This is a genomic window from Microbacterium invictum (assembly GCF_014197265.1).
In the GTDB taxonomy this organism is placed as follows: Bacteria; Actinomycetota; Actinomycetes; order Actinomycetales; family Microbacteriaceae; genus Microbacterium; species Microbacterium invictum.
Genome location: NZ_JACIFH010000001.1, coordinates 2,455,578 through 2,469,231 on the forward strand (window position 1 = coordinate 2,455,578; position 13,654 = coordinate 2,469,231).

The 13,654-nt window shown below is 68.6% G+C and carries 15 protein-coding genes; 2 read left to right on the forward strand and 13 right to left on the reverse strand.

What is annotated here, in order from left to right; genetic code table 11:
* Nucleotides 1–3: 3 nt before the first annotated feature.
* Entirely contained in the window at nt 4–450 is a 447-nt protein-coding gene (locus BKA10_RS11385) for a flavodoxin family protein (RefSeq protein ID WP_183499994.1), read from the forward strand.
* Nucleotides 447–1,709, forward strand: coding sequence for an MFS transporter (locus tag BKA10_RS11390; protein WP_241740168.1), 1,263 nt, complete (start codon nt 447–449; stop codon nt 1,707–1,709). The genes BKA10_RS11385 and BKA10_RS11390 overlap by 4 nt, the downstream gene beginning before the upstream one ends.
* 37 nt (nt 1,710–1,746) lie before the next feature.
* On the opposite strand, the gene BKA10_RS11395 is transcribed toward BKA10_RS11390, so the two are convergent.
* From BKA10_RS11395 to BKA10_RS11455, 13 genes are all read right to left on the reverse strand, one after another.
* Nucleotides 1,747–2,037, reverse strand: coding sequence for an antibiotic biosynthesis monooxygenase (locus tag BKA10_RS11395; RefSeq protein ID WP_183499995.1), 291 nt, complete (start codon nt 2,035–2,037; stop codon nt 1,747–1,749).
* A complete protein-coding gene (locus BKA10_RS11400) occupies nt 2,034–3,086 on the reverse strand; it encodes a uroporphyrinogen decarboxylase/cobalamine-independent methonine synthase family protein (RefSeq protein WP_183499996.1) in 1,053 nt (350 codons plus the stop codon). Before BKA10_RS11400 ends, BKA10_RS11395 begins: the two co-directional genes overlap by 4 nt.
* A gap of 3 nt (nt 3,087–3,089) precedes the next feature.
* On the reverse strand, nt 3,090–3,560 hold the full coding sequence (locus BKA10_RS11405) for a GlcG/HbpS family heme-binding protein (protein ID WP_183499997.1): 471 nt from the start codon (nt 3,558–3,560) through the stop codon (nt 3,090–3,092).
* A gap of 1 nt (nt 3,561) precedes the next feature.
* Entirely contained in the window at nt 3,562–4,332 is a 771-nt protein-coding gene (locus BKA10_RS11410; RefSeq protein WP_183499998.1) for an alpha/beta fold hydrolase, read from the reverse strand.
* A 60-nt stretch (nt 4,333–4,392) separates the two neighbouring features.
* Nucleotides 4,393–4,848 carry a VOC family protein gene (locus tag BKA10_RS11415; RefSeq protein WP_183499999.1) on the reverse strand — a complete coding sequence of 152 codons (456 nt, stop codon included), beginning with the start codon at nt 4,846–4,848 and terminating at the stop codon, nt 4,393–4,395.
* Nucleotides 4,845–5,654, reverse strand: coding sequence for a fumarylacetoacetate hydrolase family protein (locus tag BKA10_RS11420; protein WP_183500000.1), 810 nt, complete (start codon nt 5,652–5,654; stop codon nt 4,845–4,847). The genes BKA10_RS11415 and BKA10_RS11420 overlap by 4 nt, the downstream gene beginning before the upstream one ends.
* A gap of 24 nt (nt 5,655–5,678) precedes the next feature.
* On the reverse strand, nt 5,679–7,169 hold the full coding sequence (locus BKA10_RS11425) for an NAD-dependent succinate-semialdehyde dehydrogenase (protein ID WP_183500001.1): 1,491 nt from the start codon (nt 7,167–7,169) through the stop codon (nt 5,679–5,681).
* Nucleotides 7,166–8,104, reverse strand: a complete 939-nt coding sequence (locus tag BKA10_RS11430; RefSeq protein ID WP_183500002.1) for a VOC family protein — start codon at nt 8,102–8,104, stop codon at nt 7,166–7,168. The genes BKA10_RS11425 and BKA10_RS11430 overlap by 4 nt, the downstream gene beginning before the upstream one ends.
* A gap of 15 nt (nt 8,105–8,119) precedes the next feature.
* Nucleotides 8,120–8,719 carry a MarR family winged helix-turn-helix transcriptional regulator gene (locus BKA10_RS11435; RefSeq protein ID WP_183500003.1) on the reverse strand — a complete coding sequence of 200 codons (600 nt, stop codon included), beginning with the start codon at nt 8,717–8,719 and terminating at the stop codon, nt 8,120–8,122.
* Nucleotides 8,720–8,806: 87 nt separating this feature from the next.
* Nucleotides 8,807–9,712, reverse strand: coding sequence for a LysR family transcriptional regulator (locus BKA10_RS11440; protein WP_183500004.1), 906 nt, complete (start codon nt 9,710–9,712; stop codon nt 8,807–8,809).
* A 96-nt stretch (nt 9,713–9,808) separates the two neighbouring features.
* Nucleotides 9,809–10,717 carry an ATP-binding cassette domain-containing protein gene (locus tag BKA10_RS11445; protein WP_183500005.1) on the reverse strand — a complete coding sequence of 303 codons (909 nt, stop codon included), beginning with the start codon at nt 10,715–10,717 and terminating at the stop codon, nt 9,809–9,811.
* A complete protein-coding gene (locus BKA10_RS11450) occupies nt 10,714–12,618 on the reverse strand; it encodes a dipeptide/oligopeptide/nickel ABC transporter permease/ATP-binding protein (protein ID WP_183500006.1) in 1,905 nt (634 codons plus the stop codon). Before BKA10_RS11450 ends, BKA10_RS11445 begins: the two co-directional genes overlap by 4 nt.
* Entirely contained in the window at nt 12,615–13,562 is a 948-nt protein-coding gene (locus BKA10_RS11455; protein WP_183500007.1) for an ABC transporter permease, read from the reverse strand. The genes BKA10_RS11450 and BKA10_RS11455 overlap by 4 nt, the downstream gene beginning before the upstream one ends.
* Nucleotides 13,563–13,654: the final 92 nt, after the last annotated feature.

Consider the following 13,654-nt stretch of genomic DNA (forward strand, 5'->3'; position numbering starts at 1 on the left):
CGGATGCGGACCATCGCGCTCTACGGCACCGAGTCCGGCCGCGCCGAGGCCATCGCGGAGACCATTGCACGCACCTTCCCCGACCGAGACGTCGAGGTCGTCAACATGGCGGATGCGGAGACCGGCATCTTCCGGCCCGGCATCCTGTATCTGATCGTCTGCGCGACCCATGGGGGCGGTGAGCTGCCCGGGTTCGCCCAATTCCTGCACGATGACCTCGCCGACCTCTCTCCGGATCTGACCGGCGTGACGTACGCGGTGTTCGGCCTGGGCGACACCGGATACGTCGGCAAGTACAACCGTGGCTCGCACCAGTTCGACGAGCTGCTGACCGGTCTCGGTGCGACGCGGGTGGGCCCCTTCGGGGAGCATGACGAGAGCACCCACGAAGACCACGTCGCCCTCGGGACGCAGTGGGTGCAGGCGGTCTTCGACGCGACTGCGCCATGACCGCGGGCTCGGTCGATCCCGGCACTCGGCAGATGCTGTGGCGCTTCGCGCCGATGATCTACGGGCCGACGCTGCTGTTCGGTCTCGGTGAGGGCGCCCTGCTGCCGCTGCTGCCGGTCATCGCGGCCTCGCTCGGCGCAGACATCGCACAGGCCGCGCTCATCGCCTCGGCCCTCGTCGTCGCCCGGCTGATCGGCAACCTCCCCGCGGGGTGGCTCGTCGCCCGCATCGGCGAGCGGTACACGATGGCCATCGCCGGACTCCTCGCCCTCGCCGGCGCGTGCGGCGTGCTCGTCGCGCCGAATGTCGGCGTGCTCGCGGTCTCGGTCTTCGGAATCGGCCTGTGCGCGTCGGCGTTCGGGCTCGCGCGGCACGCCTTCATGACCACGCGCGTGCCGCTCGCCTACCGTGCGCGCGCCCTGTCGGTGCTGGGCGGCTCGTTCCGCCTCGGCATGTTCACCGGGCCGTTCGTCGCGGCAGCGGTCCTCGCGATCTGGCACGACGAACGCGCCGTCACGTGGTTCTTCATCGCCTGCCTCGTCGCCCTCGTCGTGCTCGTGCTCGTCGGGCGCGACCCCGAGGATGAGCTCGCCGCCGAGGGCCATGCTCTGCACCGTAGCGGCCGAGCCGCCGCGGCAGAGCGCGCAGCCGTGCCGCCGGCGGGCGTGTTCCGGACGATGTGGCACCACCGCGGCGTGCTCGCCCGTCTCGGCGTGTCGGCCGCAACGCTGTCGGCGATGCGGCAGGCGCGCGTCTACCTGTTGCCGTTGTGGGGCGTCTCACTCCAACTGGATGCCGGGGTCATCGCTCTGATCGTCGGGCTCACCGGCGCGCTCGAGTTCGCCCTGTTCTACTCCAGCGGCCAGATCATGGACCGCTGGGGACGCCTGTGGGCGTGCCTGCCCTCGATGCTGATCATGGGTTCCGCATTCTTCGGGCTCGCCTTCACGCATGACGTGCCGAACGCGACCGGGTGGTTCATCGCGGGAGCGGTGCTGGTCGGCGTCGGCAACGGCCTGTCGGCGGGCATCTCGATGACCCTCGGCGCCGACGTCGCGCCACGACCCGAGCCGGCCGCGTTCCTGGGATCGTGGCGCACGCTCACGGATGCCGGTGGTGCGGCCGCACCGCTGCTCATCGCCGGCTTGTCCGCCGCCGTATCGCTGCCGTTCGCCACCGCGGTCATCGGCGTCGTCGGACTCGTGGGGGCCTTGGGATTCTGGCGGTACGTGCCACGGTACGTCCCGCACGCCGGCTGAACCGCCGGCCGGCAGTCGCGACATACGGACGGATCATTTACAGCGCCGTCGCCACCGTGACCTGCGTGGGTGCGACCGTCAGTCCGGCGAGCCCATCGCGCAGCACCTGGACGGCAGCGCCCGTGTTGTGGGCGGCGAGCGCCTCGCGCGACGCCCACCGCTCGACGATGACGAACGTGCCGTCGTCGGCGAGGTGGGGATCGTACTGCCGGCATCCGTCCTCGGCCCGGATGCCGGCCACAGCGGCCTGCACTGCCGCCACCGCGGCATCCACCCGCTCCCGGTCGGGATGGACGCGCGCGACGACCGTGACCTCGGCCCCGCTCACGCCTCGTTCCCCCACACCATGGTCGCGAACGTCTCGACGTGCTCGAGCTTCTTGCGCTGCTGCTCGATCGTGAGCGGCGCGGCCACATAGTGGATCGGCTGGAAGCCGCGGTGCGGCAGCAGCCCGATGCGGTCGTAGTCGTGCTGCTCGATCGCCAGGTCGAGGCGTGACATCACGGTGTCGATGTCTTCGAGCTCGGCATTGAACGCGTCGACGATGCCGAGTCCGAGCTGCTTCTCATCGGGCACCAGCTGCGGCAGGTTCTGCGCGACCGCGGCATCGGTGTGGAACGGGAAGGTGAACTTGTCGTACTCGGCGGCGAACAGCTTCTCGGCCCGCGCGACGTCGACCGGCTGGTCGAGATGGTCACCCCACCCGATCGTGAGGGCGATCTTCTGATCTTCGTCGCGGTCGAGGCCGGCCACCACCGCGTTGTCGATCTGCAGTGCGTCCTCGAACGACAGCTCACCCACCTCCGCACCGGCCAAGTAGGCCGAGTAGTCGGGGTTGTCGAACTGCACGAACTTCACGCCGATCTCGAACAGCAGCTCGACCTCGTCGCGCAGCAGCTCGGCGATCGCGTCGCCCAGTGCGGCCGCGCCGGGATACGCGCGGACGGTCGTGTCGGAGTATGTGTGCGCGGCGATGTGCGATGCCGACGGCAGCTTCACCTTGATCGGGAAGCCGGTGTTCTCGAGCAGGAACCGCGCGCCGTCCGTCGCGATCGGCTTCTTCTGCTTGAGAGGCCCTTCGACCGTCCAGATCCCCAGGCCCTCGGGCGTCTTGGCGTCGGGTATGCGCGCGAAGCCGCCGACCGACTGCAGCACAGCGCTGCGGTAGTCGCCGTCGCGGAAGTTGCCGTCCGAGAGGCACGACAGCGTCAGGTGCCGCTGGTAGGTCAGGAAATCGAGGATCGCCTCGTCCTCGACGTCGCGCCGCTCTTCGGCCGTGATCTCGCCGGCGCGGAAGCGGTGGCGCGCCTCCTGGATCCTCTCGGGCCGGACGTTGTCGCCGTGGTTGTCGATGCGATACGAGAACAGATTCGCCATGCTTCAGTCCTTTTCGATGGATGCCGCTTCGCGGGCGCCGGCCCACTCGGCGAAGTCGGTTTCGTACCCGAGCTCGGTGAGGATCAGCTGCGCGATCGCCTCGTCCTCGCCGGGCGTGCCGCCCGAGACGCCGACGCCGCCGACGAACTCGCCCTCGCGCTTGAGGGTGACGCCGCCGCCTGTCGCGACGATCGGGAACTGGCCCATGTCGCCGACCTTGCCGAAGAACACCGGGTCGGACTGCGACCAGCCCTTCAGCATGCCCGAGGGGCGCTGCATGACCGCCGAGGTGTACGCCTTCGACAGCGCGATGAGCGGCGTCATCGGGCGCGCCCCGTCGAAGCGGCGGATGCTCACGACGAAGCCGCCCGAGTCGACGACGGCGATCGACAGGCCCTTGCCCAGCCGCAGCGCCTCGCGTTCGGCGACCTCCATGATCTTCTCTGCGTCATCCTGCTGCACGTTCTTCGGCATGTCAGTTCCCTTCCAACTCGTCGACGAGCTTCTTCACAGCGGCGTTGAACAGGTCCGGCCGCTCCCAGTACATGGAGTGCGGGGCACCGGGCACGATCTCCAGCAGCGAGCCCGAGACGAGCTCGTGCGCCTTGGTCACGGTGGCCGGGCTCAGCACGGCGTCCTTCTCCCCCGCGAGGAACGCGATGCCGAATGCGGCGGCGGCGATCTGCTCGATCGACGGTCCGTCGCTCGAGAGGTTTCGCAGATCCTGCATGCGGGCCTTGTTGAAGGTGCCCATCTGCGTGAAGAGGAATGTCTTGGCGGCCTCGTCCTCGCGGAACCGGGTGGTGAGCAGTCGGTCGATGACCGGCAGCTTCTCTGCCTCTGCCCGGTCTGCGGTGACCAACGGCGTGATCTCGGGGTGATCGATGCCGCCCAGCGAGTGGGCCAGGATGACGCCGCGGATGCGGTCGGCCACCCGGAGTGCCGCTTTCAGCGCTGCGGCCGCGCCGATGGACTGGCCGAGCAGCACCGCGTCGTGCAGATCGGCATCCTCGATGACGGCGACGATGTCGCCGGGGAAGCTCCGGCTGTCGTACGTCTCGTCCTTGTCGGAGTTGCCGAAGCCGCGCAGATCGAGCGTGACGACGGTGTGATGCTCGCGCAGCGCGACGACCTGCTGCCACCAGGCGGCGTGGTGCCCGCCCGAGCCGTGCACGAACAGCACGGGCGATCCGGAGCCGTGCACCTCGTAGTAGATCTTGGTGCCGTCGTTGTCGACGATGGGCATGGGTCCCTCCTCAGGGCGTGGGTGTCGACGCCGGTCGGGGCCGGCGCGGGAGTGTGTGCCTCAGGCGGGACGCTTGCCGTGGAAGACGAGCTCGATCATCGTGTGGTCGGGGTCGTGGATGTAGCAGAACTTCGACTGGTTCTCGGGGCGCTCGACGGGTCGGGTGTGGCGGATGCCGAGGCTGTCGAGGTGGCCGAGGAAACCGTCCCAGTCCTCCACCTCCATGGCGAAGTGGTACGGCGCCATGCGGTCCATCTCCTCGACCGGGGTGAAGTGCAGGTCGAAGCGGCCCTTGGTCATCAGCACCACGCGGGTGTTGCTCTTGGGCATGACCCGCTTGAGGCCGAAGACCTTCGTGTACCACTCGACCGTGCGGTCGATGTTGGTCGTCGGGAAGTTCACATGGTGGATGTACTTCGGCTCGATGCTGCGGCCCTGGTCGTCGAACTTGGGCTCGGGCAGCGCGAAGCCCTTGGCCACGTCGGTCGGGCCGGCGGTCGTGTCGGTGGTGCTCATCGCGGCATCCTTTCTGTTGGTTCGTTGTCGCGCCCCTCGGCGACGACGCGGTTGGTGAGTGTGCCGATGCCCGAGATGTCGATGTCGATGACGTCGCCGACGGCCATGGGCGTGTTGCCGTCGGCGCCCATCCACAGGACATCGCCGGGCTGGAGGGTGATGTACTTCGTCATCTCGACGATGAAGTCGTACGGGTCGAAGATCATGTCGCCGGTGGCGAAGGTCGCGTCGACGACGCCGTTGCGGCGGACGGTGGTCGTGGATGCCAGGGGGTCGACGTCGGTCGAGATCCACGGCCCCATGGGCTTGAAGGTGTCGGCGTTCTTGGCCCGGTAGAACGTGCGATCGGCATGCTGCCATTCGCGCGCCGAGACGTCATTGCCGATCGTCCAGCCGAACACGGCCGCCTGCGCCTGCTCGCGTGTCGCATGCTTGAGCGTCGTGCCGATCACGGCGACGACCTCGGCCTCGGTCTCGAACCGGCCCTCGACGCCGGCCGGCTTCACGATGGCGGCATCGTGGCCCACCAGGGCGCTCTGCGCGCGGTAGCCGACCTCGGGCCGGTCGCCGACCTTCACCGGGTCGTACCCGAGCTCTTCGTGATGGCGGTTGTGCGCCTTGTAGTTGAACCCGGCGGCGTAGAACGTCGGCGGCACGACGGGCGGCAGCAGGACGACGTCGGCGAGTGGATGCCGGAGCCCGCGCTCGTGGGCGAGCCACGGCGCCGCCGAGATCTCGATGACCTCACCCTGCTCGACGATCGCGAAGAACTCGCGTCCGTCTCGCGCACACCGGGCGTACCGCATCGTGGTCCTCTGTCTTCTGCGAGATCAGCGCAGCTTGTGGCTGACGCGCTTGGTGATGAGATACGCCTGCACGCCCTCGGGGCCGGACTCGCGGCCGAGGCCGGATTCCTTGACGCCGCCCGATGGGGCCTCGGTGACCGAGCCGCCGCAGTGATTGATGGAGAGGATGCCGGCTTCGAAGCCGCGCGCGAGGATGTCGGCCGTCGACGCCGACTCGGTGAACCCGTAGGCGGCCAGGCCGAACGGCAGCGAGTTGGCGATGCGGATCGCCTCGTCGAGGTCGGTGAAGGTGGTGATCGGCGCGATGGGACCGAACGGCTCTTCGGACATCACCTCCGCATCCAGCGGGACGCCCGTGAGGATCGTGGGCGCGTAGTAGTAGCCGCCCTCGGCGCGCCCCTCACCACTGAGCCGTTCGCCGCCGAAGGCGACCGTCGCGCCGTGAGCCACGGCATCCTGCACCAGATGCTCAGTCGCCTCGACGCGCTTCTCGTTGATGAGCGGACCCATCGTGACGCCTTCGGCGAGAGGCTCGCCGACGACGAGCTCGGCCGCGAGCCGCACCAGCTCCGCGGTGAACTCGGCGGCGATCGACTCGTGCACGAAGATGCGGCTGGGCGACGTGCAGACCTGGCCGGCGTTGGCCCACTTCGCCGCCGACGTGCGCCGTGCGGCCTGGACCGGGTCGGCGTCGGCCGCGATGATGACGGGTGCGTGGCCGCCGAGTTCCATGATGGTGGGCTTCATCAGGGCACCGGCGCGGGCGTTCAGCTGTTTGCCGACGGGCACCGAGCCGGTGAAGGCGATCAGGCGGGTGGCGGGCGAGTCGATGAGGTGCTCACTGGTCTCGGCGCCGCGGCCGAAGACGAGGTTGAGCACGCCCTTCGGCAGGCCCGCATCGTGGAACACCTCGGCGAGGGCGCAGACGGTTGCCGGCACCTCCTGCGACGCCTTGATCACGAGGGCGCAGCCGGCCGAGATCGCGGCCGACATCTTGCGCATCGGAGATCCGGCCGGGAAGTTCCAGGGCACGATCGCCCCCACGACGCCGACGGGCTCGTAGCGCACCGTGAGCGACGTGTCGACGTCGGTCGGGATGATCCGGCCGTAGAGGCGGCGGGACTCCTGCGCGCACCACTCGAGGGTGCCCGAGACGCGCGTGACCTCGGTCACGGCATCCTTCAGCGGCTTGCCCTGCTCGATCGCCATGAGCCGGCCGATCTCGGGGGCACGCTCGCGCAGCAGCGCGACGGCCTTCAGGAGGATGCGGCTCTTCTCGAACGCCGAAGTGTCGCGCCACAGCGGGAACGCGCGCTCGGCGGCGGCGAGTGCGTCGTCGAGGTCGCTCGTCTCGGCGCGCGGAACCTGTCCGATGACCTCGTTCGTGGCGGGGTTCAGCACGTCGAAGACGCGGCCGGCGGCGCCGGTGCGCCACTCGCCGTCGATGTAGAGGCCGAGTCGGGCCGTGGCGTAGATCTCGGCCGCGGTGCTGGGTGCTTCAGTGAGGATGGTCATGGCAGAGCCGTTCCTTCCGACGTGTTGGGTGCGGGGGTGTCGCGGTTGGTCTCGAGCACCCAGATGTGATGCGGCGGGGTCTCGGCGTGGACGTTGGGCCCGTAGGTGTCGTCGACACGGTCCATGTCGGCGGCGTACTCGACGCGGCCGCCCGCCGGATTGTGGATGAAGCGGAAGACGTTCGATCCCACCGTGTGCCGTCCGAGCCGGCGCGCCTCGCGCCAGCCCTTCTGGATCATGTGGTTGCCGCCCTCGATGACATCGTCGAAGCCGGACACCTCGTACGAGGTGTGGTTCGTGCCCGCGCGGTCGGGACGGTGGCACAGCAGGAAGTTGTGCTGGTCGTCGTCGCCCTCGACCTGCATGAACACGCCCATCGGCTCGACGATGTCGGTCGCACGGAAGTTGAGGCGGTTCAGGTAGAAGTCGACGGCCTCGTGCCGGCCCTCCTTGGGGATGTTGAGCGCGACGTGGCAGATGCGGATCGGCGTGATGTCGGTGATCTCGGTGTGCGGCTGGTTCCAGCGCTCGACCCGGCCCGAGCTGTTGTACTTGCGCGGGTCGTAGTTCAGCTGCACCGGGTCGGTCAGGGCGAGACCGAGTCCGAATCCGGTCTCGTCGTAGGTGTGGGCGACACCATCCTGGTCCACGTCGACTTCGCGGTCGGTCCGAAGGTTTTCGACGAGGGCATCGAGCGCGGCCTGCGAGTCGACTCCCCACACGACCTCGCGGATGCCGGGGGTCGCCTCGACGGATGCCGGGAGCGTCGGGTCGTCGTTCCGCTTGAGTACGAGGCGCTGCTTCACCTGCGTGGTCAGGACGACGCGGTCCTCGGTGTGCTCGACGAGCTCGAGGCCGAAGTCGACGAAGAAGCGCGCGCACTCATCGAGGTCGTCGACGCCGTAGACGACGGACTCGATGCGTTCGATGGACATGATGCTGTGCCTCTCTCAGCGAAGGGGGGACGGTTCGGGGCGCGCCCGGTCGGCACCCGTGCCGGCCATCACCGTCGAGTCTGCGGCGCTGGCCACCGGTTCGGGACCCTCCGCTGCGAACGATGTGCTTGCGCGGTCTGCAATCAGCCCCGAGCGGATGCGATCGAGCACCTCGATGGCCTGTCCGGGTGAGTTGCCGGCCGGATCGTCGCCGCCCGCCCAGGCATGCGCGATGAGATCCGCCCACGACGCACGGAGGCGCTCGATGGTCTGGTCGGCGAGGCCGGTCGACGCGATACGGATGGCGCGGCCGTCGACGTCGTCTCGTCGTGACGTGATGTAGCCGCGACCGCGCAGCTCGCGCAGCGCCGTGCTGACGTTCGCCCGCTGCAGCCCGCTGCCGTCGGCGATATCGGATGCGGAGCACTCCGGGTGGTTGTGCACGTACCTCATGACCTGACCCTGGGTCTGGGTGAGCGGCACCACCGGAGTGGTCTGGACGGCCCGCAGCTGGATCTCGCGGGCGACGTCGATGACGAGTTCGGCGAGCAGACGGAACTCCGGAGCGGCCGATCCGTCGTCGGGTACGTCGCTCCTTCGGGCGTCTTTGCTCATTTGATTATCAAAACATAATCATCATCCGATGGCAAGTGACCGTCGGATGACCGCGGTGGCCCATCAGCGGGCGGGTGCGGCGGCCCGTCAGCGGGCGGGCGCGGTGCGGCTGCGGAACCAGGCCGTCATGAAATCGAGGAAGATGCGCACCCGCTCGGGCGTGCGGCCACCGGGTCCGTGCACGGCGTAGAGGGCACGTGCCGGCGGCTGGTAGTGCGGCAGCACCTCGATGAGGTCGCCGGCTGCCAGCCGGGCCGCGGCCGGGCGCCGCGGGATGAGGGCGACGCCGCACCCCTGCTCGACGAGCTTCTCGATCACGAGGTAGGAGTTGGCCACCACCGTCGGATCCTGCACCTTGTGATGGATCGTGTCGGCACCCTCGCCCAGCCGCCACACCGGATCGTTCGGGTGCATCAGACAGTCGTGCTCGCCGAGGTCGGCGACCGTCTCGGGCGTGCCCTTGCGGCGCACGTAGTCGGCGGACGCCGCGAGGACGAACGGCAGCTCCGACACCCGGCGGATCAGCACGTTGGAATCGCGCAGATCGCGGGTGTGGAATGCCACGTCGTACCCGCGATCGAGGAAGTCGTAGTTGCGATCCGACATGCCGCCGAGTTCGAAGCGGACGGTGATCTTCGGATGCTCCCGCACGAACGCCGCGATCGCGTCGCCCACCTCGAGCGTGCCGATCCATTTCGGGCAGATGATCGAGAGCGTCCCCTCGGGGGCGTCCTGCGAGCCGGAGAGCGAGGCATCCTCATCATCGATCTCGTCGAGGATGCGCCCGGCGAACTCGGCGTACCGGCGGCCCGCGTCGGTGAGACTGACCGAACGCGCGGTGCGGTTGACGAGGCGGACGCCCACCTGGCGCTCGAGATCGGCGACGTGCCGCGACACGAGCGATCCTGAGATCGCGAGTTCGCGCGCCGCCGCGCTGAAGCTCGACGACTTCGCCACGGTGACGAAGGTCCTCATCACGACAAGTCGGTCCATCGGCTCTGGTCTCCTTCGCCCGGATGTCGCCGCCGGGGAGCGGCGCGCGGTGACGATTCTATGCGCGAGCGCGAAGCCCCATGTCGTCGGGTGAGGTCACACCTCCGGAACGATCCCCTCGGCGAGCGCTTTCGCGAACGAGACGCGCACGGCTCGACGGCCCTCCCGACCCTCGGGGTGCTCGGCCGGCGTGGCTCCGAGCAGCTTGCGGGTGTACGGATGCTGCGGATGCTCGAAGACCTGCTCGGCGTCGCCCGATTCGACCAGTTCGCCCAGGCGCATCACGGCGATGCGGTCGGAGATGTGCCGCACGATCTCGAGGTTGTGACCGATGAACAGGTAGCTCATGTCGGTTTCGAGCTGCAGATCGACGAGGAGGTCGAGGATCTGGTTCTGTGTCGACAGGTCGAGCGCGCTGAGTGCCTCGTCGCACACGACCAGTCGTGGCTTGAGCACGAGAGCACGCGCGATCGCGACCCGCTGCTGCTGCCCGCCCGACAGCTCGCTCGGATACCTGTCCAAGTGCGCGCGGGTGAGGCCCACGTGATCGAATGTCTCGGCGGCGAGGCGGGCGCGGTCGGCCCGGTCTCCCAGCCCATGGCGCTTGAGCGCCGCCGTGACGGCCATCGAGACCGGCTGCCTCGGATTGAGTGACATCGACGGGTCCTGGAACACGGCCTGCACGTCACGACGGTAGGCCAGCGGGGTGCGGTGGCCGAACGCGCTCAGGTCGCGTCCGTCGAAACGGATCGACCCCGCAGAGGGGGCGATCAGCCGCAGGATCGCACGGCCCACGGTCGACTTGCCCGAACCCGACTCGCCGACCAGACCCAGAGTCTCTCCGGGTTTGATGTGGAACGTGACATCCTCGACGACATTGCGCCGCGCATGGCGGAAGACGTTGCGCGCTTCGTAGCTGATCGACAGTCGATCGACGACGAGCAGCGCCTCGGCCGTCTCGCGGGGATGTGCTCCGGTGTCGGGCGAGCTCACCTTCGTCGTCATCGCGCCACCTCCTTCGTCGGGCGTGGGCGTCTCGCCCGTGCCGCCAGCAGCGACTTGGTGTAGGAATCCTGAGGTGCGTCGAACAGGGCGGCGGCCGTCTCGGTCACTTCCACCAGTTCGCCGTTGTACATCACAGCCGCGCGATCGCATGCCTCGGCCACGACCCCCATGTCGTGGGTGATCAGCAGGATCGCCATGCCGTACTCGTCGCGCAGGTCCAGCAGCAGATCGAGCACCTGAGCCTGCGTCGTGACGTCCAGGGCGCTGGTGGCCTCGTCGGCGACCATCAGCTGCGGCTGCGAGGCGAGGGCAATGGCGATCGCCACGCGCTGGGCCATACCGCCGGAGAACTGATGGGGGTAGTGCGTCAACCGCGACTCGGCGTCCTTCACGCCCACGCGATCGAGCAGCTCGATGGAGCGCGTGCGGATCTCGGCCTTCGACAGGTCGAAATGTGCTCGCAGCGGCTCGCCGAGCTGCTTGCCGATGGTGTGCACCGGCGAGAGCGCCGCCATAGGGTCCTGGAAGACCGCGGCCATGACATTGCCCCGCACACCGCGCAGTTCCTTCTCTGGCTTGCCGGCGAGCTCCTGACCTTCGAGCAGGATTGAGCCGTGCGAGACACCGATGCCCGGCGCGAGCAGCCCCAGCACCGCGCGAGCGAGCGTCGACTTACCCGACCCGGACTCACCGATCAGCCCGACGATCTCGCCGCGCCGGATGTTCAGCGACGCGCCTTTGACGAGCTCGATGGTGCCCTTCTCCACACTCTGGAACTCGATGTGCAGATCGCGGATCTCGAGGATGTTCGCCGAGTCGAAGGGCGCACCATCGGCATCCACCTCATCGCGGACGATGGGCGCGACGACGACCCCCTCCGGCGTGCCGACCGGGGACGTCGTCGACACGAAGCCGCCGGCCTCGGCCGCGGCGACGGCCGCCGCCGCGGGAGCCTCGTCCGCTGCGACACGGGCGACGTCGTCGGCGATCTTGATGGGGCGACGGAAGAGCTTGCGCCGCCCGACGCCAAGGGCCTCGTTGAGGCCGTCGCCGATGGTGTTGAATGCGAGCACGGTGCACACGATCACGACACCCGGCGGGATGGCCATGAACGGCTGCAACGCGAGCTTGGCTGCGGCAACGCCCAGCAATCCGCCCCAGGACGGCACCGCGGATTCCAGCCCGATCCCCAAGAAGCTCAGCGCGGACTCGATGATGATAGCTGTGCCGGTCATGATCGCCGCCTGCACGATGAGGGGCGAGGCGAGGTTCGGGAGCACCTGGCCGAACACGATCGACCGTTCCCGCAGCCCGCTCACACGCGCCGCGTCGACATAGAGCTTGTTGCGCTCGGCCATCGTGATGGCGCGCGCCATGCGGGCGAAGTTCATGCAGAACATGAGGCCGATCGCCAGCAGCACGGGCCCCAGACCACGGCCGAGGATCGAGATCACCGCGAACGCCACGAGGATGCCGGGCATGGCGTCGAAGACGTCGACAAAGCGCGTGCCGATGCGGTCGGTCCAGCCTCCGCGGAACCCGAGGAGCAAGCCGATCGGCACGCCGATGAGCATGGCGACCATCACCGCACCGAACCCGACGGCGAGCGCGACGCGCGCCCCGTAGATGATGCGGCTGAGGATGTCGCGGCCGTTCTCGTCCGTGCCGAGCCAGTGCTCGGCAGTGGGCCCCTGGAGCACACTCGTGAAGTCGTTCTCGAGCGGATCGTAGGGTGCCAGCCACGGAGCGAAGATCGCCCACGCGACCACGACCAGCAGCCAGGCGAAGGCGATGACGGTGAGCGGCTGCCGCAGCAGCCGCCGCACGACCTTCGCGCCCTGCTTGTGCCCGGACGTCTTCGTCTTGATGGCGACGGTGCTGCCGTATTGCGATTCGGTCATGCCGGGCGCGCCTTCGGATTGATGAGTCCGTACGAGATGTCGAGGACCATGTTGACGATGATGACGATCACGCCGACGACCAGCGCGACGCCCTGGACGACGGGGAAGTCCTTGGCCAGCACGCTCTGCAGCATCAGTGTGCCTATGCCCGGGAAGCTGAACACCTTCTCCATGACCAGGCTCACGCCGATCAGCACGCCCACTGCCAGTCCCACGGCCGCCAGCGCCGGTACGAGCGCATTCTTGAATGCGTAGGTCCACAGGATCCGCCGACGATCGACGCCGGCCGCCACGAGCGTGTCGATGTAGCGAGAGCCGAGCGCCGCGGCCACCGCGGTGCGGGTCTGGCGGGCGATGAGCGCGGAGGTTCCCACCCCGAGCGCGATGGCCGGGAGGATGAGACCGGCAAGCCACCTGCCGACGTCCTGCGACGGCGGCGTCCACGCGAGCACCGGCGCGACCTGCAGCTGGATGACGAAGACGACGACGAGGATCTGGCCGAGCCAGAACTCGGGCACCGACTGCATGAACGCTGTGATCCCGGTCACCGCCCGGTCGCGCGGCTGGCCGGCCTTGATCCCCGCGAAGATGCCGAGACCCATGCCGAGGATGACGGCGACGACCAGACCACCGACCACGAGCGACAGCGTCGCGGGCAGTCGCTGCGTGATGAGGTCGGTCACCGCCTGCCCCGACAGCAGCGACGTGCCGAGATCTCCCTGCAGCGCGGCTGCGTACCAGTCGAACAGGCGTGTGAAGAAGGGCTTGTCGAGGCCAAGGTGCGCTTCCAGTTCGGCGATCGCCGCCGGTGTCGCCGCCGCATCTCCGAGGATGGCGGCCGCGACGCTGCCCGGCACCAGATAGGTGAGCGAGAAGACCAGCAGCGAGACGATCAGAAGCTGCGGCACAGCCAGAAGGAGGCGGTAGCCGATGAGCTTCAGCATCTGGGGCCCCCGGGTGGTGGCATTCGCCGTGGCATGGTGGCGCTCTCTCCTTCGACGGTGAAAAGTGTCTTCCCGCGGTGCCGCTCGGGCGC